General features: G+C 46.0%; 20 protein-coding genes. 17 read left to right on the top strand and 3 right to left on the bottom strand.

Annotated elements, in window-relative coordinates; genetic code table 11:
* The first annotated feature begins 70 nt into the window (after positions 1–70).
* From ACRC53_RS05900 to pgpA, 15 genes are all read left to right on the top strand, one after another.
* Positions 71–1,645: a lytic polysaccharide monooxygenase gene (locus ACRC53_RS05900; protein WP_438642591.1), complete on the top strand. Its 1,575-nt coding sequence runs from the start codon at positions 71–73 to the stop codon at positions 1,643–1,645.
* Between the two features lie 24 nt (positions 1,646–1,669).
* The gene (locus ACRC53_RS05905) at positions 1,670–2,806 is read left to right on the top strand and encodes a cytochrome-c peroxidase (protein WP_438642592.1); all 1,137 of its coding nucleotides are present in this window, start codon (positions 1,670–1,672) and stop codon (positions 2,804–2,806) included.
* Between the two features lie 15 nt (positions 2,807–2,821).
* Complete coding sequence (locus tag ACRC53_RS05910; RefSeq protein ID WP_438642593.1) at positions 2,822–3,325, top strand: hypothetical protein; 504 nt, start codon at positions 2,822–2,824, stop codon at positions 3,323–3,325.
* Between the two features lie 257 nt (positions 3,326–3,582).
* The gene (gene yqhD / locus ACRC53_RS05915; protein ID WP_438642594.1) at positions 3,583–4,740 is read left to right on the top strand and encodes an alcohol dehydrogenase; all 1,158 of its coding nucleotides are present in this window, start codon (positions 3,583–3,585) and stop codon (positions 4,738–4,740) included.
* Positions 4,741–5,095: 355 nt separating this feature from the next.
* Positions 5,096–6,193, top strand: coding sequence for a glycine cleavage system aminomethyltransferase GcvT (gene gcvT / locus ACRC53_RS05920; RefSeq protein WP_438642595.1), 1,098 nt, complete (start codon positions 5,096–5,098; stop codon positions 6,191–6,193).
* An 85-nt stretch (positions 6,194–6,278) separates the two neighbouring features.
* On the top strand, positions 6,279–6,689 hold the full coding sequence (gene gcvH / locus ACRC53_RS05925) for a glycine cleavage system protein GcvH (RefSeq protein WP_438642596.1): 411 nt from the start codon (positions 6,279–6,281) through the stop codon (positions 6,687–6,689).
* 128 nt (positions 6,690–6,817) lie between these two features.
* A complete protein-coding gene (gene gcvP / locus ACRC53_RS05930; RefSeq protein ID WP_438642597.1) occupies positions 6,818–9,709 on the top strand; it encodes an aminomethyl-transferring glycine dehydrogenase in 2,892 nt (963 codons plus the stop codon).
* Between the two features lie 137 nt (positions 9,710–9,846).
* A complete protein-coding gene (gene nrdR, locus ACRC53_RS05935; RefSeq protein ID WP_438623724.1) occupies positions 9,847–10,296 on the top strand; it encodes a transcriptional regulator NrdR in 450 nt (149 codons plus the stop codon).
* Positions 10,297–10,456: 160 nt separating this feature from the next.
* On the top strand, positions 10,457–11,998 hold the full coding sequence (gene proP / locus ACRC53_RS05940; protein ID WP_438642598.1) for a glycine betaine/L-proline transporter ProP: 1,542 nt from the start codon (positions 10,457–10,459) through the stop codon (positions 11,996–11,998).
* A 219-nt stretch (positions 11,999–12,217) separates the two neighbouring features.
* On the top strand, positions 12,218–13,342 hold the full coding sequence (gene ribD, locus ACRC53_RS05945) for a bifunctional diaminohydroxyphosphoribosylaminopyrimidine deaminase/5-amino-6-(5-phosphoribosylamino)uracil reductase RibD (protein ID WP_438642599.1): 1,125 nt from the start codon (positions 12,218–12,220) through the stop codon (positions 13,340–13,342).
* 107 nt (positions 13,343–13,449) lie between these two features.
* Positions 13,450–14,121 carry a riboflavin synthase gene (locus ACRC53_RS05950; protein ID WP_438642600.1) on the top strand — a complete coding sequence of 224 codons (672 nt, stop codon included), beginning with the start codon at positions 13,450–13,452 and terminating at the stop codon, positions 14,119–14,121.
* 136 nt (positions 14,122–14,257) lie between these two features.
* Positions 14,258–14,722 carry a 6,7-dimethyl-8-ribityllumazine synthase gene (gene ribH, locus ACRC53_RS05955; protein ID WP_438642601.1) on the top strand — a complete coding sequence of 155 codons (465 nt, stop codon included), beginning with the start codon at positions 14,258–14,260 and terminating at the stop codon, positions 14,720–14,722.
* Positions 14,723–14,752: 30 nt separating this feature from the next.
* Complete coding sequence (gene nusB, locus ACRC53_RS05960; RefSeq protein WP_438642602.1) at positions 14,753–15,163, top strand: transcription antitermination factor NusB; 411 nt, start codon at positions 14,753–14,755, stop codon at positions 15,161–15,163.
* Between the two features lie 60 nt (positions 15,164–15,223).
* Complete coding sequence (gene thiL, locus ACRC53_RS05965; protein WP_438642603.1) at positions 15,224–16,216, top strand: thiamine-phosphate kinase; 993 nt, start codon at positions 15,224–15,226, stop codon at positions 16,214–16,216.
* Positions 16,209–16,691, top strand: a complete 483-nt coding sequence (gene pgpA, locus ACRC53_RS05970; RefSeq protein WP_438642604.1) for a phosphatidylglycerophosphatase A — start codon at positions 16,209–16,211, stop codon at positions 16,689–16,691. Before thiL ends, pgpA begins: the two co-directional genes overlap by 8 nt.
* A gap of 138 nt (positions 16,692–16,829) precedes the next feature.
* Here pgpA and dxs read toward each other — a convergent pair whose 3' ends face one another.
* From dxs to xseB, 3 genes are read right to left on the bottom strand one after another with little or no spacing between them, the layout of a single operon-like run.
* A complete protein-coding gene (gene dxs, locus ACRC53_RS05975) occupies positions 16,830–18,722 on the bottom strand; it encodes a 1-deoxy-D-xylulose-5-phosphate synthase (protein WP_438642605.1) in 1,893 nt (630 codons plus the stop codon).
* Between the two features lie 27 nt (positions 18,723–18,749).
* Positions 18,750–19,646, bottom strand: a complete 897-nt coding sequence (ispA, locus tag ACRC53_RS05980; protein WP_438642606.1) for a (2E,6E)-farnesyl diphosphate synthase — start codon at positions 19,644–19,646, stop codon at positions 18,750–18,752.
* Between the two features lie 5 nt (positions 19,647–19,651).
* Entirely contained in the window at positions 19,652–19,894 is a 243-nt protein-coding gene (gene xseB, locus ACRC53_RS05985) for an exodeoxyribonuclease VII small subunit (RefSeq protein ID WP_438642607.1), read from the bottom strand.
* Between the two features lie 259 nt (positions 19,895–20,153).
* Between xseB and pomA the strand changes: the two genes are divergently transcribed.
* Both pomA and ACRC53_RS05995 read left to right on the top strand, forming a co-directional pair.
* A complete protein-coding gene (gene pomA, locus ACRC53_RS05990) occupies positions 20,154–20,918 on the top strand; it encodes a flagellar motor protein PomA (protein ID WP_438642608.1) in 765 nt (254 codons plus the stop codon).
* Positions 20,918–21,868: a MotB family protein gene (locus ACRC53_RS05995; protein ID WP_438642609.1), complete on the top strand. Its 951-nt coding sequence runs from the start codon at positions 20,918–20,920 to the stop codon at positions 21,866–21,868. Before pomA ends, ACRC53_RS05995 begins: the two co-directional genes overlap by 1 nt.
* The last annotated feature ends 42 nt before the right edge of the window (positions 21,869–21,910 follow it).

A 21,910-nucleotide genomic window follows, 5' to 3' on the forward strand; every position in this document is an offset into this window, starting at 1 on the left:
TTATATTCAATAAAACATTGAGTTTAATATGAGTAAAAATAAATAATAATTGAAAATGGGATATGTCGTAATGAAGAAGTTAAAGCCTATTTTATTTACACTGTCGTCTCTTACTGTTGCGTTAGCCTCAGCCAATGTAAGTGCGCACGGTTATATGTCTTCTCCTCAAGATTATGCTTATAGTTGTTCAGTCGGTTCAACAAGCAGTAAAGAGCTTTGTAATGCAACGGTAAGCCAGCAAAAAAGTGAAATTAACCAAGGTGGGGCCGCTGGAAATCATAAAGCGGTGTTGATGGATGGAAAGATCTGTTCTGCCTCAAAAGGCGGCGCTTATGATGTGCTTGATGTACCTTCTGCGCAACGCCACACCACCAAACTTAAGCGTGATAAAGAGGGAAAAATTGAAATTCAATACGTTCCTACCGCAGCTCATCGTACATGGTACTGGGACTACTTTGTCACCCGTGATGGCTTTAATCCGGATACCGATAAATTGACTTGGGCTGATTTAGAAAGAATTGATGTGATTGATGCAAAAGGTACAGCGCCAAATGGTGGTAATAGTGGTCAGGTATATACCCAGAAAATTAAGTGGCCAGCAAATAAAACCGGTAAGCGTATTTTATTCCAAATATGGCAGCGTCCAGACCCTTCTCATACACACCATGAAGTGTTAGGTGCTCCGCCATCAAATGCCTGGGATAGTGCTGAAGCGTTTTATAGTTGTGCTAATGTGATTGTTGAGTCAGATGATGGCGGTACTGAGCCACCAGAAATTGATAATCCATGGCAGAGTAGCCAGCGTTTTGCGGCAGCCTCCACACCTGTTGAAGCGGGATATACTGTAGTGGCTCGTCTAATGAATAAAGGCAATGAGCAGTTTAAAATTCCTTTAGACATTACAGCAAATAATATTATTAATGATAAGTGGAAAATAGAACTTGCTGAGAAGATTAATAACGATGCTGCGGTTAGCAAGTTTGCCAAAGTAGGTGTTATTAATGCTGATTACGATGTTTCACTTAATTCTGATCCAAATAAAAATTATATTTACTTTACCGGTAAAGAGTGGAAACACTTAATTGAAAGCCACAATAATGAAAAACCAGATGTAAAATTCAGCATGAGCTGGCCAGACCAGAAAGAAAGTTACGAGTTTGCGCCTAATGAGTCTTTAGCTGTGCCTTTCTCATTGAAAGTGGTTGAGCAGGTGCGTTTGGTCGGTAAATATACCTATACAGCGGTTGTGAAGCAGGTTGGTGTTGAAGATCAAGAACCGGTGCAAGTGCTACAAGGCCCTGTTACTGAAAATGGCGCTTCTGCAAATATTAATGTAAAAAATGCAGGTACTTACAGTGTTAATGTTACAGTGAGTAACGATAAAGGCAAAGCTGAAAGCAAAATGTACCACTTTAATGTGGTGGTAAATGATGGTGAGCCAGGAACCGGCGAGTTTGACTATGTGTTCCCTAATGGTTTAAAGAGCTATGTTGCAGGCACGAAAGTAAAAGGGCGCGATGGCAAAATTTATGAGTGTAAGCCATGGCCATATGCAGGTTACTGCCAGCAGTGGAGTGAAAGCAGCAATGCCTATGAGCCAGGTGTGGGCTTTGCTTGGCAGCAAGCATGGAGTCTTGTGAAGTAATATTTTCACAGAATAAATACGTTCATGGCCACTGAATCAGTGGCCATTTTTTTAAGTGGTATGATGCGATTATCTTTTTTTGTCTTTTTTATATCATTCAGTGTACAAGCAGATACAACATGGTCAGCAAAAGCTGAGTTAGGGCGCTATCTGTTTAACGATCTCCGTTTATCCTCTTTGGGTAATCGCAGTTGTGCGGTATGCCATGCCCCTGAGTTAGGTTGGACAAACCGTTTTAGTCGAACCCCTGATATTGCCGGACACATAACAGGGTTAAATACCCCATCATTATTGAATGTGGCCGACTATGATTATTTTACACAGAGCTCGCCAGATATTGTTGCTTTAGACGCAGCCATTATTCGCCCACTATTTTCCTCTTCCCCTAAAGAGATGGGGATGACACCTGCGCTGCTCGTTCAACGTTTAGAACACGCAAAAAGTCTATATTCTCCTCTATTTAATGCGGCGTATCAGGATCAAAAAATCACGGTTCAGCGGGTGATCACTGCACTGACAACTTACGTGAGCACGCTGCGCTCTACCAACACGCCTTGGCATCAATATCTTGCTGGAAATACCAACGCAATCACAAGAGAGCAGCGTAAAGGAGCACTGCTCTTTTCCAGCACAAAACTAGGTTGTAGCCAGTGTCATGGTGGAAAATTACTGAATCAACCCGTCAAAGATGCGGGTGGTTTTTATGCTAACACAGGCCTTTATGGGATAAGCGATAGTGCTGGCGTTCGCCATTACCCTACTGATTTTCAAGGCCTAAGTGCAACTTCAGGTAATAAAAGTGATGAGGGTAAATTTCGTATTCCCTCTTTGGTGAATATCACAGAAACAGGCCCATGGGGGCACGATGGTAGCTTTTTGTCACTCAGCTCAGTTGTAGACAGCTATGCTCGTGGTGGTAGGAAAATCACCTTAGGAAAAAATCAGGGAGACGGCGCTTTACATGCCAATAAACACCCTCTTGTACAGGGGTTTGTTTTATCAGCGAAAGATAAACAAGCCTTATTGGCTTTTTTTGATGCATTGAAAGTGCCTGAGGCTAAAACCTATACCCACCCAGACTCTCCATTTTGTCAGTTAATAAAGTTAAAAAATAAAAATGATCCAGCAGGATGTATTCCCCCATACCAACATCGCCCATAAACAGGAGATCTATTCATGCGCAGTACATTGTGTATTTTGTTAACCCTGATATTAAGCAGCCAATATGCATTGGCTCAGACCAGTAAAGATAAGAAGATCTCTGAAGCGAGAAATCAGTATTTCAGTAAAGATTACCAAAAAGCGTGCCAGATACAGCCGGAGAACTATGCCACTTATCCCAATACGCCTGATCAAGCAGCCCAAGTAGAGGTGACACTTGATAAAGGGTTTTCCCATCAATTTACCGCAACTGACCGTGAGCACTATCTGCAAATTGCCACAATACATTGGGATGAGAAGTTTGTTGTGATGGTCAATGATGATGTCACTTTGGCAATAAAAGGGGGGGATATTACAGGTGAAAACATTGAGAACAACGCATGCCCTGCGCAGAAAAGAAAAATTTACCACATCAATACCCATGAGTGGGCCAGTTATCTGATGACAATAACTGCAAAAGCAGGTGAAAAAGTGTGGATAACGGTGCTGCCTGAGGGGAACCAAACTCATAAACAATAAAAGTGCAGCAGAGTATCCAGGTGATAGAGAGCGGTTAATATTTGGTCTTATCTCGATTGTACCGCCATGAGGGCTTGCAGAACACCGCATTGTTGCTACTTGTCGAGGTATTGTAACACCACGCTTATGCGATATTGCGCCGTTTCAGAAATGGGTTAAGAATATGAGTAAGTTAATCAGTTATGGCAGTATAGCTCTCTAACGAGCAACCATTTTACTTACTCAACCCCTTATCTTCGGATGTAAAGGCGATATTTATGCAAAATTTTACGCTCCATACCCCAACAAAAGTACTGTTCGGTAAAGGACAAATTGCCCATTTACGTAATGAAATTCCGACAGATGCACGAGTGTTAATTACCTACGGTGGTGGCAGTGCAAAGCGTTCAGGGGTACTTGATCAGGTACATGCGGCACTGAGCGGTATGCATGTACTTGAGTTTGGCGGAATAGAGCCAAACCCCTCTTATGAAACGCTGATGCAAGCTGTTGAATTTGTGCGTAATGAAAAAATTACCTTCCTGCTGGCTGTTGGTGGCGGTTCAGTGATTGACGGTACTAAGTTTATTGCTGCTGCTGCCGATTATATCGGTGAACCGTGGAATATCATGCACACAGTAGGCAGTGATATTAAACACGCTATCCCGATGGGGTCAGTATTGACACTGCCTGCAACTGGTTCTGAGATGAATATGGGTGCAGTCATCACCCGCCGTAGCACTGGGGATAAACAGCACTTTTTCTCGCCATTGGTGATGCCAAAATTTGCGGTGCTTGATCCCGAATTGACGTATACATTGCCAGAACATCAAATTGCAAATGGTGTTGTTGATGCCTTTGTGCATACCGTTGAGCAATATCTGACCTATCCGGTAGAGGCTAAAGTACAAGACCGCTTTGCCGAAGGGTTATTGCAAACGTTGGTAGAAGAGGGCCCACGAGCTCTGGTTGAGCCACAAAACTATGCTGTTCGCGCCAACATTATGTGGAGCGCAACAATAGCGCTTAATGGTCTAATTGGTGCTGGGGTTCCACAAGACTGGGCAACCCATATGCTAGGGCATGAGCTAACAGCGATGCATGGTATTGATCACGCTCAGACATTAGCCGTTATTTTACCCGTGTTATTGCAAGAAAAGCGGGCAACAAAACATGCAAAACTGCTGCAATACGCAGAGCGTGTTTGGGGAATACATGCAGGCAATGATGAACAGCGTATTGATGCTGCAATTGCAGCAACACGACAATTTTTTGAGCAGATGGGGCTAAAAACACATTTGCGAGATTATGGTCTTGATGGTAGTACTATTCCAGCAATGGTCAATAAACTCAAAGAGCATGGTATGAGCCAATTAGGTGAGCATCAAGATATTCATTTAGAAGATAGCCGCCGAATTTATCAAGCTGCACTGTAAATCTTTAAGGTGTTATTGTCTAAAAAGTGTACACCCATAACGTGTCTAAAGCGTGTATTGCTGGCTGACCTCTCAGAGTCAGCCAGCAATGTGATTTATTATTTTATCGAACTCAGTATTTATAACCCTGCCTGAATCCGTGTACTTATTTTACGATAACACATCTCTTTAACCTTCTAATCTCTTCACTTTTTGTATACAAATTGTTGTGATATTTTGCAGCAATAATGCAAATAAACTGTATTTAACTTGTGAATTATTCTTTTGGTTATGTCAGCATTGTGTAATGTGACAGTAATGGTATTTCATGGCATAGCTGCTATTTTTAACGGCATACACACTAAGGATAGCGAGTATGGCAAACCGTACCCCTCTTTATAAACAGCACTTGTTAGCACATGGCAAAATGGTTGATTTTCATGGTTGGGATATGCCGCTGCACTATGGCTCACAGCTAGAAGAGCACCACAGTGTTCGCCGCAGTGCCGGCATGTTTGATGTCTCACACATGACGATTCTTGATTTACATGGCCCACAGTGTCGCCCGTTTTTACGCTACTTATTGGCCAATGATGTTGCAAAACTGACCCGCTCAGGAAAAGCCTTATACAGCGGCATGTTAAATGAACAAGGCGGTGTGATTGATGATTTAATCGTCTATTTCTTGCAAGAAGATTTTTTCCGTTTAGTGGTGAACTCTGCGACGCGTGAAAAAGATCTGGCATGGATTAGCTTACAAGCAGAGGCTTATCACATTGAGATCATTGAGCGTAATGATCTGGCCATATTAGCAGTACAAGGCCCTGACGCTATCGCGCATGTTGCCACGCTACTGCCTACTGAGCAGCAAGCACAATTGGTAACAATGCCACGCTTTTTCGGCCAACAATATGGTTCATGGTTTATTGCCACAACCGGATATACCGGTGAGAAGGGGGTTGAGATTTTGATCCCAAAAACAGAAGTTGATGCGCTATGGCAACAATTACAAATGCGTGGCATACCACCGTGTGGGTTAGGTGCGCGCGATACATTGCGCCTTGAGGCCGGTATGAATCTGTATGGGCAAGATATGGATGAAACTATCAGCCCATTAGCAGCAAATATGGCATGGTGCGTAAGCTTTACATCAGAGAATCGAGATTTTATTGGTCGTCGGGCCTTGATTACCCAACAACTACAAGGGCATGCACAACTGGTGGGATTAGTCATGCATGAGAAAGGGGTTTTGCGTCATGGTCAACGCGTACATTTTGTTGATCAGCATGGCATAACACAACAAGGCGAGATCACCAGTGGCAGTTTTTCACCTACGTTGGGATATAGCATTGCGTTGGCGCGTGTTCCAGCCGGTATTGGAACACAAGCTACGGTATTTATTCGTAATCGTGAGATACCCGTGCGTGTGGCTACCCCTCCATTTGTCTCTCAAAGAAAGCCGATGGCTGATTAATACATTAATCAGCCCAATACTGCTTATTTTGCTTCTTGTTCAATTAACTGTGATTTTACTATCAAGTGGATAAAAGGATGTTTTTATGAGCCATATTCCTGCTGAATTACTGTATACCGGCACCCATGAGTGGATTCGTGATGAGGGTAATGGCTGTTATACCATAGGTATAACAGACCATGCACAGGCACTACTTGGTGATATGGTATTTATCGAGTTGCCAGATATTGGCAGTCAGGTTGATGCTGGTGATGATTGCGCTGTTGCCGAATCAGTCAAAGCGGCATCGGATATTTACTCTCCGCTAACCGGTGAAATTATTAGCATTAATGAAGAGTTAGCCGATGCGCCTGATCGTGTTAACCATGACCCCTATGGTGATGGCTGGCTGTTTCAGATGAAGTTGGATGATCCTGAAGAGCTTGATGAGCTTCTCGATGCAGAAGGGTATCTGCAAATGATCTCTGCTGATGACGACGAAGATGGTGAAGATTAATACGTATCACCACAGGTAATACACATCACAACAGTGTGAGATCTGCGTATTTACACATGATATTTGCTTGCTGTTGTGGCAAACCACAACAGCCTATTGCTTAGATACAGCATTTCAGGGATTTGATAATGACGTTGACACTCACCTCGCTCGATGACTCTCAGGCATTTGTGCACCGCCATATCGGCCCTGATGCTGAACAGCAAAAGCAGATGCTTGCCGCGCTCAAACTTCGCTCTTTAGATGAACTCATTGCGCAGACTGTACCCACTGATATCTTGTTGGCAACTGCGCCAGAAACAGTCAGTGCTGTGAATGAAAATCAGGCCTTGGCAGAGTTAAAAGTGCTGGCACAGCAGAATAAAATCTTTAAAAACTTTATTGGGATGGGATACACAGCAACTATCACCCCGCCGGTCATTCTGCGCAATGTGCTTGAAAATCCGGGGTGGTATACCGCCTATACGCCCTATCAGCCGGAAGTGTCACAGGGGCGCTTAGAAGCACTGCTCAATTTTCAGCAACTGACTCTTGATTTAACCGGATTAGATGTCGCTTCGGCCTCACTGCTTGATGAGGCAACTGCCGCTGCTGAAGCGATGGCAATGAGTGCCCGTTTAAGTAAGCGTAAAGGTTCAAATCGCTTTTTTGTGTCGGCAGACGCCCACCCGCAAACGCTTGATGTACTTAAAACACGTGCCGAAGGTTTTGGGTTTACCTTAACCATTGGCGCTTTGGCGGAAACCGAGCAGTACGATGATCTGTTTGGTGTATTGGTGCAATATCCCACTTCAAGTGGCAATATTGCCGATTATCGTGAGCAGTTTGCCCGCTGGCAGGCACAAAATATCATCATCAGTGTGGCAGCCGATATGCTGGCGCTGGTGCTGCTTGAATCTCCGGGGGCGTTGGGGGCGGATATTGTCTTTGGATCGGCCCAGCGTTTTGGCGTACCGATGGGTTACGGTGGCCCACATGCCGCGTTTTTTGCTACACGTGATAGTTTTAAACGCGCGATGCCTGGCAGAGTCATTGGCGTGTCGCGCGATGCGCGCGGCAATACTGCACTGCGCATGGCCATGCAGACTCGCGAGCAACATATTCGGCGTGAAAAAGCCAACTCAAACATCTGTACCTCACAAGTGTTGCTGGCGAATATGGCTGGGTTTTATGCTGTTTACCACGGTGCGCACGGGCTGCAACGGATTGCCCGCCGGATACACCGTTTGACCACGCTACTGGCACACGCCCTTATCCAACAAGGCTATGTATTACGGCATCAACACTGGTTTGATACGCTGGTGGTAGAGTGTGCCGATGCACCACACATCTTGGCACGGGCATATGCTCAACAGGTGAATTTACGGGCTGATTTACCGCAGGCTATCGGTATTACGCTCGATGAAACCAGTACGCCACAAGATATTCAACTGCTCAGCCGGATTATCACCGGAAACAACACACTGGATCTGGATATTGATACGCTGGATCAACAACTGACGCCGTTAGATGCGCGGTTGTTACTGCCACGCAGCACTCCTATTTTGACTCATCCAGTGTTTTCACGTTACCACAGTGAAACCGACATGCTGCGCTATATTCACCGCTTAGAACGCAAAGACTTGGCGCTTAATCAGGCGATGATCCCGCTCGGCTCTTGTACCATGAAACTCAATGCCACGGCAGAGATGATCCCAGTGACATGGCCAGAATTTGCCACCTTGCACCCGTTTTGCCCACCAGATCAGGCGCAGGGTTATCAGCAGATGATTGGCCAGTTATCACGCTGGCTGATAACCCTGACTGGTTACGATGCACTCTGTATGCAGCCAAACTCTGGTGCACAGGGCGAATATGCCGGATTAGTTGCCATTCGCCGTTATCTGAATGCACAGGGGCAGTCGCAGCGTAATGTCTGCCTGATCCCAAGTTCTGCGCACGGCACCAATCCCGCTTCGGCGCAGATGGTTGGCATGGAAGTGCTGGTTATTGACTGTGATAAGCAGGGTAATATCGATTTGGCCGATTTGCGCAATAAAGCAGAGCAAGTAGCCGAGCGATTAGCCTGCATTATGGTCACTTATCCTTCAACGCATGGCGTGTATGAAGAGACGATCCGCGAAGCATGCCAAATTGTGCATGAGTTTGGCGGGCAGGTTTATCTCGATGGTGCGAACATGAATGCACAAGTTGGGTTGACCACTCCCGGTTATATTGGTGCTGATGTCTCACACCTTAATTTGCATAAAACGTTTTGCATTCCACACGGTGGCGGTGGCCCAGGAATGGGGCCGATAGGGGTGAAAGCACACCTTGCACCCTTTGTGCCCGGCCACAGTGTTATCCAACTTGATGGCATGGTGAATGCCACCAGTGCAGTCTCTGCTGCGCCGTTTGGTTCGGCCTCTATCCTGCCCATTAGTTGGATGTATATCCGCATGATGGGCTCTTTAGGGCTGCGCTATGCCACCGAAGTGGCGATTTTGAATGCCAACTATATTGCCGAGCGTTTAAGTTCGGCTTACAAAGTGCTCTATACCGGCCGTTACGGGCGGGTGGCCCATGAGTGCATTTTGGATATTCGTCCGCTGAAAGAGCAGTCGGGCATCACCGAAATGGACATTGCCAAACGGCTAATTGACTACGGTTTTCATGCTCCGACCATGTCATTTCCAGTTGCTGGCACACTGATGGTCGAGCCGACAGAGTCAGAGTCACAGGCCGAGCTTGATCGTTTTATTGAGGCGATGTTGTCGATTCGCCATGAAATTGCACTGGTTGAGCAAGGGGTGTGGCCGCGTACTGATAATCCACTGGTGAATGCACCGCATACACAAGATGATGTGATTGATGACACATGGTTGCACCCCTATTCACGTCAGCAGGCAGCATTCCCGACAGAGCAGGTGCGTGCGAATAAATATTGGCCAAGCGTAAAGCGTTTGGATGATGTTTACGGGGATAGAAACCTGTTTTGTGCCTGTGTTCCGCTGGCTGAATATAGTGATAACGCGCAGTAACTGCGTGTAGCCTTGTTCTTTTAGTCTCGGCAATGTTGCAATGTGGGGCGGTTATTTTTGCCCCTTTTGCTGTGTGCAGAGTACACTAGGGCAGTCTATAACCGTAAATCAGCCTGCATTTGTTTACAGGAGGCCGTATGTACTGTCCCTTTTGTTCTGCTGTGGATACCAAAGTGATCGATTCGCGGCTGGTGACAGATGGCACACAAGTTCGCCGCCGTCGCCAATGTCTTGAGTGCAATGAACGTTTTACCACCTTTGAAATGGCCGAATTGGTAATGCCAAGGGTGATCAAAAGCAATGAAACCCGCGAGCCGTTTAACGAAGATAAACTGCGGCACGGTATGCTCAAGGCATTGGAAAAACGTCCAGTCAGTGCTGATGATGTTGAAAAAGCACTGAATCACATTAAAAGCCGTTTACGTGCAACTGGTGAGCGCGAAGTTCCGGCAAAAATGGTCGGTAGCTTGGTCATGGATGCCTTAAAACAGCTCGATAAAGTGGCGTATATCCGTTTTGCTTCAGTCTATCGTAGCTTCGAAGATATCCGTGAATTTGGTGAAGAGATTGCCCGTTTGCAAGATTAAAAGACCGCCGGAAGGCGGTTTTTTTATAAACAATGGTTCATAAAAATAGTAACAAATTTGATATATATGACTTCATACAGTACCCTTTATCGTCTGAACGTAAAGGGAGAGAACCTTCAAATTAAGTATTAGTTTGTGCTGTAAAAGAGGTCAAATCTCAATGGGATTACGAAAAAAAAGTATAAAACCGTTACAAATTCAAGATATTACGATAATAGATAATGCTAAATTAAAAAAGGCAATTACTGCGGCTGCATTAGGTAATGCAATGGAGTGGTTTGACTTTGGGGTGTATGGTTTTGTTGCATATGCACTCGGTCAGGTCTTTTTTCCGGGGGCCGCGCCTGGTCTGCAAGTTATCGCCGCATTGGCGACATTTTCTGTTCCTTTCCTTGTTCGTCCGCTAGGCGGCGTATTTTTTGGTGCATTGGGTGATAAGTTTGGCCGACAAAAGGTCTTGGCTATTACGATCATCATCATGTCAATCAGCACCTTTTGTATTGGCTTGATCCCTTCCTATGCCAGTATTGGTATCTGGGCACCAATGTTATTGCTGTTGGCTAAATTAGTGCAGGGTTTCTCTGTTGGCGGAGAGTATTCCGGCGCGGCGATTTTTGTGGCTGAGTATTCGCCAGATAAAAAACGCGGCTTCATGGGCAGTTGGCTCGATTTTGGCTCTATTGCCGGATTTGTTGCCGGAGCAGGGGTTGTTGTACTGATTTCTGCTTGTGTGGGGGAGAAAAATTTTCTTGATTGGGGCTGGCGATTGCCGTTTTTCCTGGCTCTACCACTCGGTGTGATTGGCCTATACCTGCGCCATGCGCTAGATGAAACACCCGCATTCCAGCAGCATACCGAATTGCGCAAGCAACAACATATCCAACAACAGCAGATTGCTGTACAACATGGCTTATCATTTGGCTCAATAGCCAAACCAACAAGTGTACCGTTTCGTGAAATTACCACTCAACACTGGAAAAGTCTGTTGACCTGTGTCGGTATGGTGATGACCACAAACGTGACTTACTACATGCTTCTCACCTATATGCCGAGTTATCTTTCACATAATCTACACTATTCAGAAGATCATGGCATACTGATTATTATTGCAATCATGATTGGTATGTTATGCGTACAGCCAATTATTGGGCTACTCAGTGATAAATTTGGCCGAAAACCGTTTGTTTTGGGGGGAAGTATTGGGTTATTACTGCTCTCTGTGCCCTGTTTTATGCTGATTAACAGCAACCAAATTGCACTGATTTTTATCGGTTTACTGGTTTTGGCCGTATTGCTGAATGCCTTTACCGGCGTGATGGCATCAACACTGCCAGCCCTATTTCCAACTGAGATCCGTTACAGTGCTCTGGCTATTGCATTTAATATCTCGGTATTAATTGCGGGTTTAACGCCTACTATAGTGGCATGGTGGGTAGATGTAACACACAACCTGTATGTGCCTGCATATTATTTGATGCTGATTTCGGTGATTGGGTTAGTGACAGGCATTTTGATGAAAGAGACCGCCAATAAACCCCTTAAAGGTGCAACGCCCGCGGCATCAGATAAAAAAGAGGCAAAAGAGTTGCTGCAAGAGCAATACGATACTATCGAGCAAAAAATTGACGCAATTAATGAGCAGTTGGCTGATTTAGACGCACAAAAACAGCGTCTGGTTGCCCAGCATCCGACCATTGATTGATAGGCATTACCGTTTCACGCTGTTCAAGTAACATGTGTTCAGTGCCATGACCCGTATTGGCTTCGCGGTTTGTGTAAACCGACAGGCATAGCCAATACGGGCCACGGCAATGCAAAGGTATACTGCCACGGGGGTGTTTTCCTTTATGTTCAGAATAATGAAAACAACTGCCGATATTGCAGTAAAATATCACAACAGATTTCAGAGACAGCCTGCACAATGAACGATTCAGCGCGCGATCTTCACTACATGGCCCGAGCCATTGAATTGGCAAAAAAGGGGCGATTTACAACAGCACCGAATCCGAATGTGGGCTGTGTCATTGTTAATGATGGCCAGATTGTCGGCGAAGGGTATCACTACCGCGCCGGAGAGGGGCATGCAGAAGTGCATGCGTTGCGCATGGCCAAAACGCGCGCGCGTGGTGCAACAGTTTATGTAACGCTTGAACCTTGCAGCCATTATGGTCGAACACCGCCTTGTGCAGATGCACTGATTCAGGCCGGTGTACGGCGTGTTGTGGCCGCGATGCAAGATCCAAATCCGGAAGTTGCTGGCCGTGGTTTGTACAAACTACAGCAAGCCGGTATAGCGGTTGAACATGGTGTATTGATGGCGGAAGCAGAAGCCTTGAATAAAGGTTTTCTCAAACGCATGCGCACCGGATTCCCTTATATCCAAGTTAAAATGGCCGCCTCACTTGATGGCCGTACTGCCATGGCATCTGGCGAAAGCCAATGGATTACCGGCTTAGAAGCGCGGCGCGATGTGCAAAATTTTCGTGCGCAAGCAGACGCTATTTTAACAGGCAGCGGTACGGTGTTGGCTGATAACCCTTCGCTGAATGTGCGTTGGTCAGAGCTTGATACAAAAATACAGCAGGTCTATCCAGTAGAGAGTCTGCGCCAACCGCTACGTGTGGTGGTGGATAGCCGTAATCAGGTTACGCCGCAGCATCAGTTAGTTTCACTTGATGGGCCGGTCTGTTTAGCCCGCACCGCTGTAACAGCAGAAACCGAGTGGCCTGATAACGTGCAACAACTGAAAATTCCCGCCAACAGCGCAGGGAAAGTTGATCTGGTTACGTTAATGCTTTTGCTGGGCCGTCAGCAGATTAATCATATTTGGGTGGAAGCGGGGCCAGCTTTGGTTGGTGCACTGTTTAATGCAGGGCTTGTTGATGAGCTTATAGTATATGTTGCGCCTATGTTATTAGGCGATGAGGCTAAAGGGGTGTGTCATTTACCTGAGTTGACTCGTTTAGCACAAGCTCCCCGTTTTACATTCAGTGATATACAGCCAATAGGGAAAGATTTACGTTTGATATTGAAACCTTGCTATTAAAAATAAAGCATTAAAATAAACGGATAAAGTAAACGAGGTTTTGCCTTGTGCCTTTTTTCACCGATTGCATACCTTAAGCAGAGGCTATTTTTAGACAGGTAATACGCATGTTTACAGGAATTGTAGAAGCCGTCGGTACGCTGACAGCGTTAACACCGAAAGGTGATGATATCAGCGTAACCGTAAACAGTGGTAAACTGGATCTCTCTGATGTGCGTTTAGGCGACAGTATCGCTACTAACGGCATTTGCTTGACAGTAATACGCGTACTAGAAAACGGCTATCAAGCTGATTTATCGCTAGAAACACTGCAACGAACCGCATTTGCGAATTATCAAGCTGGGCAGAAACTTAATCTAGAAAAAGCGTTAACACTTAATAGCCGTTTAGGGGGACATTTGGTTAGTGGGCATGTTGATGGCATTACTACCGTTGTTTCACGTGTTACTGTAGGGCGTGCGGTAGAATACTGGCTGCAAGCACCTGCTGTGTTAGCACGCTATATCGTGCAAAAAGGCTCGGTGACGCTTGATGGCATTAGCTTAACAGTCAATGCTGTTGATGGAGATCGTTTTAAGATCACCCTGGTTCCTCATACGCAATTAGAAACCACCACACTTATGTGGCAAGCCGGTAGTCAGATTAATTTAGAAGTGGATATGTTAGCGCGTTATCTTGAGCGTTTAATGCTGGGTGATAACGCTGCAAACTGTAACGCCTCGTCTGTACCGAATGGAATTAGCATGGATTTGCTGGCTCGTAGCGGTTTTTTGCGTTAATAGGCATTATTATGCTCATTTTGTTTATAAAATGGGCGAATCTGTCGAGTGTGATTGAGCAAGCTCTGCACACTGGCTAATACTGTGATAGAATCCGGCGCTTTATCGTCAGCCGGAATGAGCAACAGGAAGGATCATGAAGGTAATTGAAGGCTTAGTTGCTGCACCCAATGCGCGTGTAGCCATTGTGATTGCACGTTTTAACAGTTTTATTAATGAAAGCCTGTTAGAGGGTGCTGTTGATGCACTTAAACGTATCGGTCAGGTTACAGATGATAATATCACACTGGTGCGTGCGCCAGGCGCATATGAACTGCCCTTAGTTGCCCGCCGTTTGGCAAAAAGTGGTAACTATGATGCGATTATCGCACTAGGCACTGTGATCCGTGGCGGTACAGCACATTTTGAGTATGTTGCTGGTGAGTGCAGTAAAGGATTAGCTCAGGTCATGATGGAGTCTGATATTCCGGTTGCTTTCGGTGTGCTGACGACAGAAACCATTGAACAAGCCATTGATCGTGCCGGCACGAAAGCCGGTAACAAGGGTGCAGAAGCTGCTCTGACTGCGCTGGAAATGGTTAACGTATTGAATGCAATTTAAAATCCTGAGGGGAAAAGCGTGAAACCCGCCATGAAACCAGCTGAACGTCGTCGTGCTCGTCAATGTGCTGTACAAGCCATTTACTCTTGGCAGATCTCCAAGAACGATGTTGCCGATGTAGAGTTACAGTTCCTGACGGATCAGGATGTTAAAGGCACGGATATTGCCTATTTCCGCGATCTATTGGTCGGTGTGGCACTGCATCACGAAGAGTTGGATCGTGTGATGGCTCCGCATGTTTCTCGCTCTGTTGATGAGTTAGACCCGATTGAAAAAGCCATTTTACGCTTGTCTGTTTACGAGATGACAAAGCGTCAAGATGTGCCATACAAAGTGGTGATTAACGAATCAATTGAGTTGGCCAAGATGTTTGGCGCTGAAGATAGCCACAAATTTGTTAATGGTGTGCTAGATAAACTTGCGCCACGGGCTCGTAAATAATCTTGAGAAGGTCGGCTTTGCCGGCCTTTTTTTTACTCTAACGATATACTGTAATTTATTATGGCTTGTGGTGAATTTGAATTGATTGCGCGTTATTTTACGCGTGATCGAGCATCGCGCAAAGATGTTCAACTCAGTATTGGCGATGATTGCGCCTTGATGACACTGGCAGAAAATCAACAATTAGCAGTAAGTACTGACACGTTAGTCTCTGGTACACACTTTCTGCCTGATATTCACCCTGCTGATTTAGGCTATAAAGCGTTGGCCGTTAATCTCAGTGATCTGGCTGCAATGGGCGCAACACCCGCTTGGCTTTCATTAGCCATCACCCTTCCTGATGTACAAGAAATGTGGTTAGCGGCATTTAGTCAAAGCATGTTTGCTTTAGCTGACTACTACAGTTTACAACTGGTCGGTGGCGATACGACCAAAGGCCCACTCAGTTTAACCCTAACTGTTCATGGGCATATCCCTTACGGCAAAGCATTGACGCGCAGTGGTGCAAGTGCTGGTGACTGGATTTATGTAACAGGAACACTCGGTGACAGTGCTGCCGGTTTAGCGATATTACTGCAACAACTGCAGCTTGATGATCCTGAACAGGGTAGTATTCAGCAAATGTTACTTGCACGTCATCTGCGGCCAACCCCGCGGATCTTAGTCGGTCAAGCATTAAGGGGAATAGCATCTGCATGTTTAGACTTGTCTGACGGGTTAGCGTCTGATCTGCGGCATATTTTAAACCGCAGCGGCTGTGGGGCAAAAATTGAGCTTGATAAACTTCCACTCTCAACAGAGTTGCAAACCGTGGTTTCACCTGAACAGGCACTAATATGGGCAATTAGCGGTGGAGAAGATTACGAACTGTGCTTTACTGTGCCTGAAGTTAATCGCGGCCGTCTGGTTTCGGCACTGGCCAATGTGGGGGTAAACTACACCTGTATCGGGCAAATATCAGGTCAGGTAGGCAAACTTGAGTTTACCCAAAACGGTCAACCTGTTGATATCAGTGCGCGCGGTTTTGATCATTTCGGAGAGAGTCATGCGTGAGGGAATCGATAAAATTCGGCTAAATAATCCGGTGCACTTTCTGGCGGTTGGGTTTGGGAGTGGGCTATCACCGGTGGTACCTGGTACGATGGGGACACTAGCTGCGTTGCCAGTATGGTGGCTGTTGTCTCACCTGTCGCTGCCAGTGTATCTGTTACTGACGGCGCTGGCTTTTGCGCTGGGTGTGTATCTGTGCGGAAAAACAGCCGATGACATGCAGGTGCACGACAGCGGTGCTATTGTGTGGGATGAGTTTGTTGGCCTGTTTATCACTTTGTTAGCTTTGCCTGCAATGACATGGCAATGGGTATTGACCGGTTTTGTGCTATTCCGTTTTTTTGACATGCTCAAACCTTGGCCGATTCGCTGGTTTGATCAGAAAGTTGATGGCGGTTTTGGCATCATGATTGATGATGTGATCGCAGGGCTTATTGCTGCGGTATGCTTGTGGCTAAGTAGCATATGGTGGGGATAACTCTGCAACACGGGGTTTTGTTGTGACTCATGTGTTGTGAGCCAATTTTTGCATAAATGTCGGCACAAGCAGATAAAAGTAAACTTTTCACCTGTTTGTGCCGGTTTTCTGTGCTAATGGTTTTTATACCGTCTACATTTATTGTAGCTTTTGCTGATATGTCGTGATTTGCTGCACAATACCGTCTGCATCCAGCCCGATATCGTGGCGGATCTCATCTTGCGTACCTTGCGGTACAAACAGATCCGGCAGGCCGATATTTAATACCGGTTTACAGCGTGCTGATGACATTAGCACTTCATTTACCGCGCTACCCGCACCGCCCATGACCGCATTCTCTTCAACTGTGACCAGCAGATCGTGCATATCGGCCAACTGAGTGACGAGCTGGTGGTCGAGTGGTTTGACAAAACGCATATCAGCAACAGTAGCATTGAGCGTTTCCGCTGCCTGCATGACCTCTGGCAGTAACGTACCAAAATTCAGAATTGCTATTTTGGGTATTGCAGTGTGAGTATCGGTACTGATTTCACGTAGGATACGGCCTTTACCAAGCGTGAGTTCTGCTAACGGTTGCAAGGTTGCGCCTGTGCCACTTCCGCGCGGATAACGCACCGCTGATGGCCCATTATGCCGATAGCCGGTATAGAGCATTTGGCGGCACTCATCTTCATCGCTTGGAGTCATAATAACCATATTCGGGATACAGCGTAAGAACGAAAGATCAAACGCCCCCTGATGAGTCTGCCCATCAGCACCCACAATACCGCCGCGATCAATAGCAAACATCACGGGCAAGTTTTGAATGGCTACATCATGAATCAGTTGATCGTAACCGCGTTGTAGAAAGCTGGAATAAATCGCCACGACGGGCTTATAACCACCAATGGCCAAACCGGCTGCAAATGTCACTGCATGCTGTTCAGCAATGGCAACATCAAAATATTGCTGAGGGAACTCTTTAGAGAACCTTACCATCCCTGAGCCTTCACGCATTGCAGGGGTAATACCTACCAGTTGCGGGTCTTTGGCTGCTATATCACATAGCCAATCACCAAAAATTGTTGAATAGCTTGGCACATTACCTGTACTTTTTGGCAATGAATCTTGAGTTGGATCAAATTTTGGCACACCATGATAACCGATCGGATCTTTTTCCGCCGGTGCATAACCTTTGCCTTTTTTAGTCATAATATGCAGCAATTGTGGGCCTTTTAAATTACGCATATTTTTCAGTGTACGGGTTAGCTCTTCTACATTGTGCCCGTCAATTGGGCCAATATAGTTAAACCCAAGCTCTTCAAACAGAGTTCCTGGGATCACCATCCCTTTAATGTGCTCTTCTGTACGCTTGAGCAACTCTTTTATTGGGGGAAGCCCTGCGAGTACTTTTTTACCACCTTCGCGAATAGAAGAGTACAGGCTGCCTGACAATACTCGAGCTAGATGGTTGTTGAGTGCCCCGACATTTTCTGAAATAGACATCTCGTTATCATTGAGGATAACCAACATATCAGGATGAACATCGCCTGCGTGGTTCATTGCCTCAAACGCCATACCGGCAGTCATTGCACCATCGCCAATCACCGAGACTACTTTACGCCCTTGAGCTTCACGTTCGGCAGCAACAGCCAGACCTAAGGCAGCACTAATAGAGGTTGATGAGTGGCCAACCGATAGCACATCAAACTCGCTCTCTTCCCGCCATGGGAAAGGGTGTAACCCACCTTTCTGCCGGATAGTTGGCATCCGCTCACGGCGGCCTGTCAGAATTTTGTGTGGGTAGGCCTGATGCCCAACATCCCAAATAAGGTGGTCAAAAGGGGTGTTATACACATAGTGCAGGGCAACGGTCAGTTCAACAGTCCCTAAACCAGAGGCCAAATGGCCACTGGTGCGGCTAACAGAATTGAGTAGATACTGGCGCAACTCATCACACAACTGGGGTAAGTTGTCTTTGGGAATCAGCCGCAAATCTTCAGGCGTATTTACCAACGCCAACATCGGGTATTTAGCAATATCAAGATTCATTACAAACTCGCGTTGCGCTTTAAGGTTTTATTTGTCGCGCTCAATAATGTAACTGGCAAGAGCTTCCAGTGCTCTGGTATTGTACGGCAGAGTTTGCAATGCGCCTAAAGCTTCTTGGTATAACTCCTGTGCTTTTGCTTGTGCACCTGCAATACCTAACAAGGCAGGATAGGTACTTTTACCTAATTCAATATCTGCACCCTGACGTTTTCCTATCACGTAGGTATCACCGATAACATCTAAAATATCATCTTGCACCTGAAATGCGAGGCCAATCGCATTGGCATAACGATCAAGTGCTGGCAGTGCTGCATGGCCACGTGCACCGGCAGCCAATGCCCCTAAACGAATTGCACTGCGAATCAGTGCGCCAGTTTTATGATTGTGGATCTGCTCAAGTTGCAAAAGGGTGCAGATATGGCCTTCTGCGGCCAGATCAAGAGCCTGCCCGCCACACATACCGTTGACACCGCTGGCACTGGCCAGTTCCCGCACTTGTGCTAAACGTATTGCGAAAGCTTCGGTGCTGTTTTGAGTGTGCGTGTCTGCAAGTATAGTAAATGCCAGTGTTTGCAGCGCATCACCGGCCAAAATTGCATTAGCTTCACCATAACGAATATGGCAGGTGGGTTGTCCGCGCCGTAAATCATCATTATCCATTGCGGGCAGATCATCATGGATCAGTGAATAGGCATGAATACACTCCACGGCGGCGGCAGGTGCATCAAGATCATCGAGTGGAATATCAAACAGAGCGCCAGTGGCGTAGACCAAAAAAGGGCGTAGACGTTTCCCGCCTAGCAGTGTTCCATGGCGCATCGCCTGCACAATCGCATGATCTTGAAAGGGTAACGCATCGAGATGCTGGCTTAAAATATGGTCAATTCGCTCTCGGTATAAAGCTAACAGCTCAGAATAGGGCACGTTAATTACTCATTGTCGGCTGAAAAAGGCGTTAATGCAGCGTGTGGTGTGTTACTGAGCAAAATGTGTATCCGTTGTTCAGCTTGAGTTAAACGCTGTTGGCCTTCACGGGCGAGCACAATTCCACGTTCAAATGCTGACAAAGCCTCTTCCAGTGATAAATCACCCGATTCGAGACGTGTCACTATCTGTTCTAGTTCAGTTAATGTGGTTTCAAAATCGGTCGGTTTTTTCGCAGCTCTGGCCATAACATGTCAACATTTTAAGGAGTCATGGCGCAAAAGTTACCCCAGCCTTGCCAGTTGGTCAAATCACTCAGAAAGTAAGTGTGCGAAAAACAGATTTTTTTTACTTTTACGATTAATTTTCTGCGTCACTTGCCGATAGCGATCCATAACAGACAAAAAACAAAGTAAAGAACACATTGGTGCGATACATTCATATGCCGACAGTTGTAATGGCATATCAATAAACTGCACTCTTTGCCTGTTCCCAGAGGGCTGTATTGTGGATTTGGCAACACTCATTGGTTTAGTGGCATCTTTTGGTTTTATTATCTACGCCATGTTTATGGGCGGGAATGCGCTGGTTTATATTGATATCCCCTCAATATTGATTGTTGTGGGGGGCAGTTTTTTTGTGGTGATGATGAAATTCACCTTACGCCAATTTTGGGGCGCAGCCAAAATTGCAACCAAAGCCTTCTTTTATCGCTCAGAGTCACCCGATGATTTGATAGCCAACCTGATCACAATGGCTGATGCGGCACGTAAAGGGGGATTTTTGGCTCTTGAGGATATGGACGTTACCAACCCATTTATGCGTAAAGCTGTAGATATGCTGGTAGATGGCCATGATCCTGCAACTGTACGTTTAACACTGACTAAAGATCTGAACTTAACGCTTGAGCGCCATGAACGTGGAGAGCAAATTTTTCGGGCATTAGCTGATGTTGCGCCAGCAATGGGCATGATAGGAACGCTCATTGGACTTGTGGCGATGTTAGCGAATATGTCAGACCCCAAAGCTATTGGCCCTGCAATGGCAGTTGCGCTGATCACGACCTTATATGGCGCACTGATCGCCAACATGATAGCCAACCCAATTGCTGATAAATTGGTGCTGCGTCGTGATGAAGAAGCACTCAATCGTCGCCTTATTATCGATGGTGTGGTGGCTATTCAAAATGGGTTAAACCCACGGGTTATTGAATCACTACTGAAAAATTATCTTCAAGAGTCAAAACGCGATCTGATGGATGAGGCCGCGTGATGGATGAACGCCCGATAAAAAAACGTCGTACAGCAGGTGCACCTGCTTATATGACAACATTTGCTGATTTGATGACACTGCTATTATGTTTTTTTGTGCTGCTGTTGTCATTTTCAGAGATGGATGTAGAGAAGTATCGGCAAATTGCAGGTTCAGTACGCAGTGCGTTTGGTGTCCAAAATCAGGTCGAATTGCGTGATATTCCAAAAGGAACAAGTGTTGTAGCACAAGAGTATCGCCCAGGTCGACCCGACCCTACCCCACTTAAAACAGTGATGCAACACACGACGGATGTTACATTACCAACACTCTATTTTCAGCCAGGGGATGCTGATCGTTCAGGTGCTAAAATCCCACAAGAAGAGACTGCACAAGCAGAACAAGACAGTACCGCAAAAAGTCAGGCAACTGAAGATCTGTATCAGCGGCTAAAACTGATGATAGAGCGTGAGCATCTTAGTGGTGGTATTGAACTTGAGATGTTAGGTCAGCAATTGATTATTCGCTTAAATGAAGGCATGGCATTTGCGGCAGGTTCAGCCTTTTTACAACCGAAGTTTCGTGGTGTGATGGCAGACATCACACGTCTGTTAAACGATGCTCCCGGTAAGATTTTAGTGGTAGGGCATACTGACGATCGAAATGTGGATACTGCGCTGTTTCGCTCCGCATGGGATCTCTCTGCCCAGCGCGCTGCATCAGTGGCTATTGAGATGGAAAATAACCCCGCATTTAATTCACAGCGCGTAGAGGTGACAGGTGTTGCTGATACGCAAAACCTTTTCCCGAATGATACGGAAGAGAATCGTCGGAAAAACCGACGGGTAGAGATCCACCTTTTACAGGGTAAAGCAAAAGAGGCCGAACCACTGAAATTATCAGAAGCCCCTGCATCAATCCCTGTAGTAGAAAAACCTGCGGAAAGAGCAACAGAGAGTGTGGCTCAATAGTGAGACAGCAACTACGCTATTGTGTATAATCCGCGCCTTCGC

This window comes from Plesiomonas sp., assembly GCF_051652165.1.
GTDB lineage: Bacteria > Pseudomonadota > Gammaproteobacteria > Enterobacterales > CAMTGL01 > Plesiomonas.

Coding starts and splice junctions, on each gene's coding strand:
- ACRC53_RS05900 (WP_438642591.1), top strand. CDS start 71: ATGAAGAAGTTAAAGCCTATTTTATTTACACTGTCGTCTCTTACTGTT.
- ribD (WP_438642599.1), top strand. CDS start 12,218: ATGAACGATTCAGCGCGCGATCTTCACTACATGGCCCGAGCCATTGAA.
- pgpA (WP_438642604.1), top strand. CDS start 16,209: ATGCGTGAGGGAATCGATAAAATTCGGCTAAATAATCCGGTGCACTTT.
- nrdR (WP_438623724.1), top strand. CDS start 9,847: ATGTACTGTCCCTTTTGTTCTGCTGTGGATACCAAAGTGATCGATTCG.
- yqhD (WP_438642594.1), top strand. CDS start 3,583: ATGCAAAATTTTACGCTCCATACCCCAACAAAAGTACTGTTCGGTAAA.
- ACRC53_RS05950 (WP_438642600.1), top strand. CDS start 13,450: ATGTTTACAGGAATTGTAGAAGCCGTCGGTACGCTGACAGCGTTAACA.
- dxs (WP_438642605.1), bottom strand. CDS start 18,722: ATGAATCTTGATATTGCTAAATACCCGATGTTGGCGTTGGTAAATACG.
- gcvH (WP_438642596.1), top strand. CDS start 6,279: ATGAGCCATATTCCTGCTGAATTACTGTATACCGGCACCCATGAGTGG.
- ACRC53_RS05905 (WP_438642592.1), top strand. CDS start 1,670: ATGGCCACTGAATCAGTGGCCATTTTTTTAAGTGGTATGATGCGATTA.
- gcvP (WP_438642597.1), top strand. CDS start 6,818: ATGACGTTGACACTCACCTCGCTCGATGACTCTCAGGCATTTGTGCAC.
- ACRC53_RS05910 (WP_438642593.1), top strand. CDS start 2,822: ATGCGCAGTACATTGTGTATTTTGTTAACCCTGATATTAAGCAGCCAA.
- ribH (WP_438642601.1), top strand. CDS start 14,258: ATGAAGGTAATTGAAGGCTTAGTTGCTGCACCCAATGCGCGTGTAGCC.
- thiL (WP_438642603.1), top strand. CDS start 15,224: ATGGCTTGTGGTGAATTTGAATTGATTGCGCGTTATTTTACGCGTGAT.
- xseB (WP_438642607.1), bottom strand. CDS start 19,894: ATGGCCAGAGCTGCGAAAAAACCGACCGATTTTGAAACCACATTAACT.
- nusB (WP_438642602.1), top strand. CDS start 14,753: ATGAAACCAGCTGAACGTCGTCGTGCTCGTCAATGTGCTGTACAAGCC.
- ACRC53_RS05995 (WP_438642609.1), top strand. CDS start 20,918: ATGGATGAACGCCCGATAAAAAAACGTCGTACAGCAGGTGCACCTGCT.
- gcvT (WP_438642595.1), top strand. CDS start 5,096: ATGGCAAACCGTACCCCTCTTTATAAACAGCACTTGTTAGCACATGGC.
- proP (WP_438642598.1), top strand. CDS start 10,457: ATGGGATTACGAAAAAAAAGTATAAAACCGTTACAAATTCAAGATATT.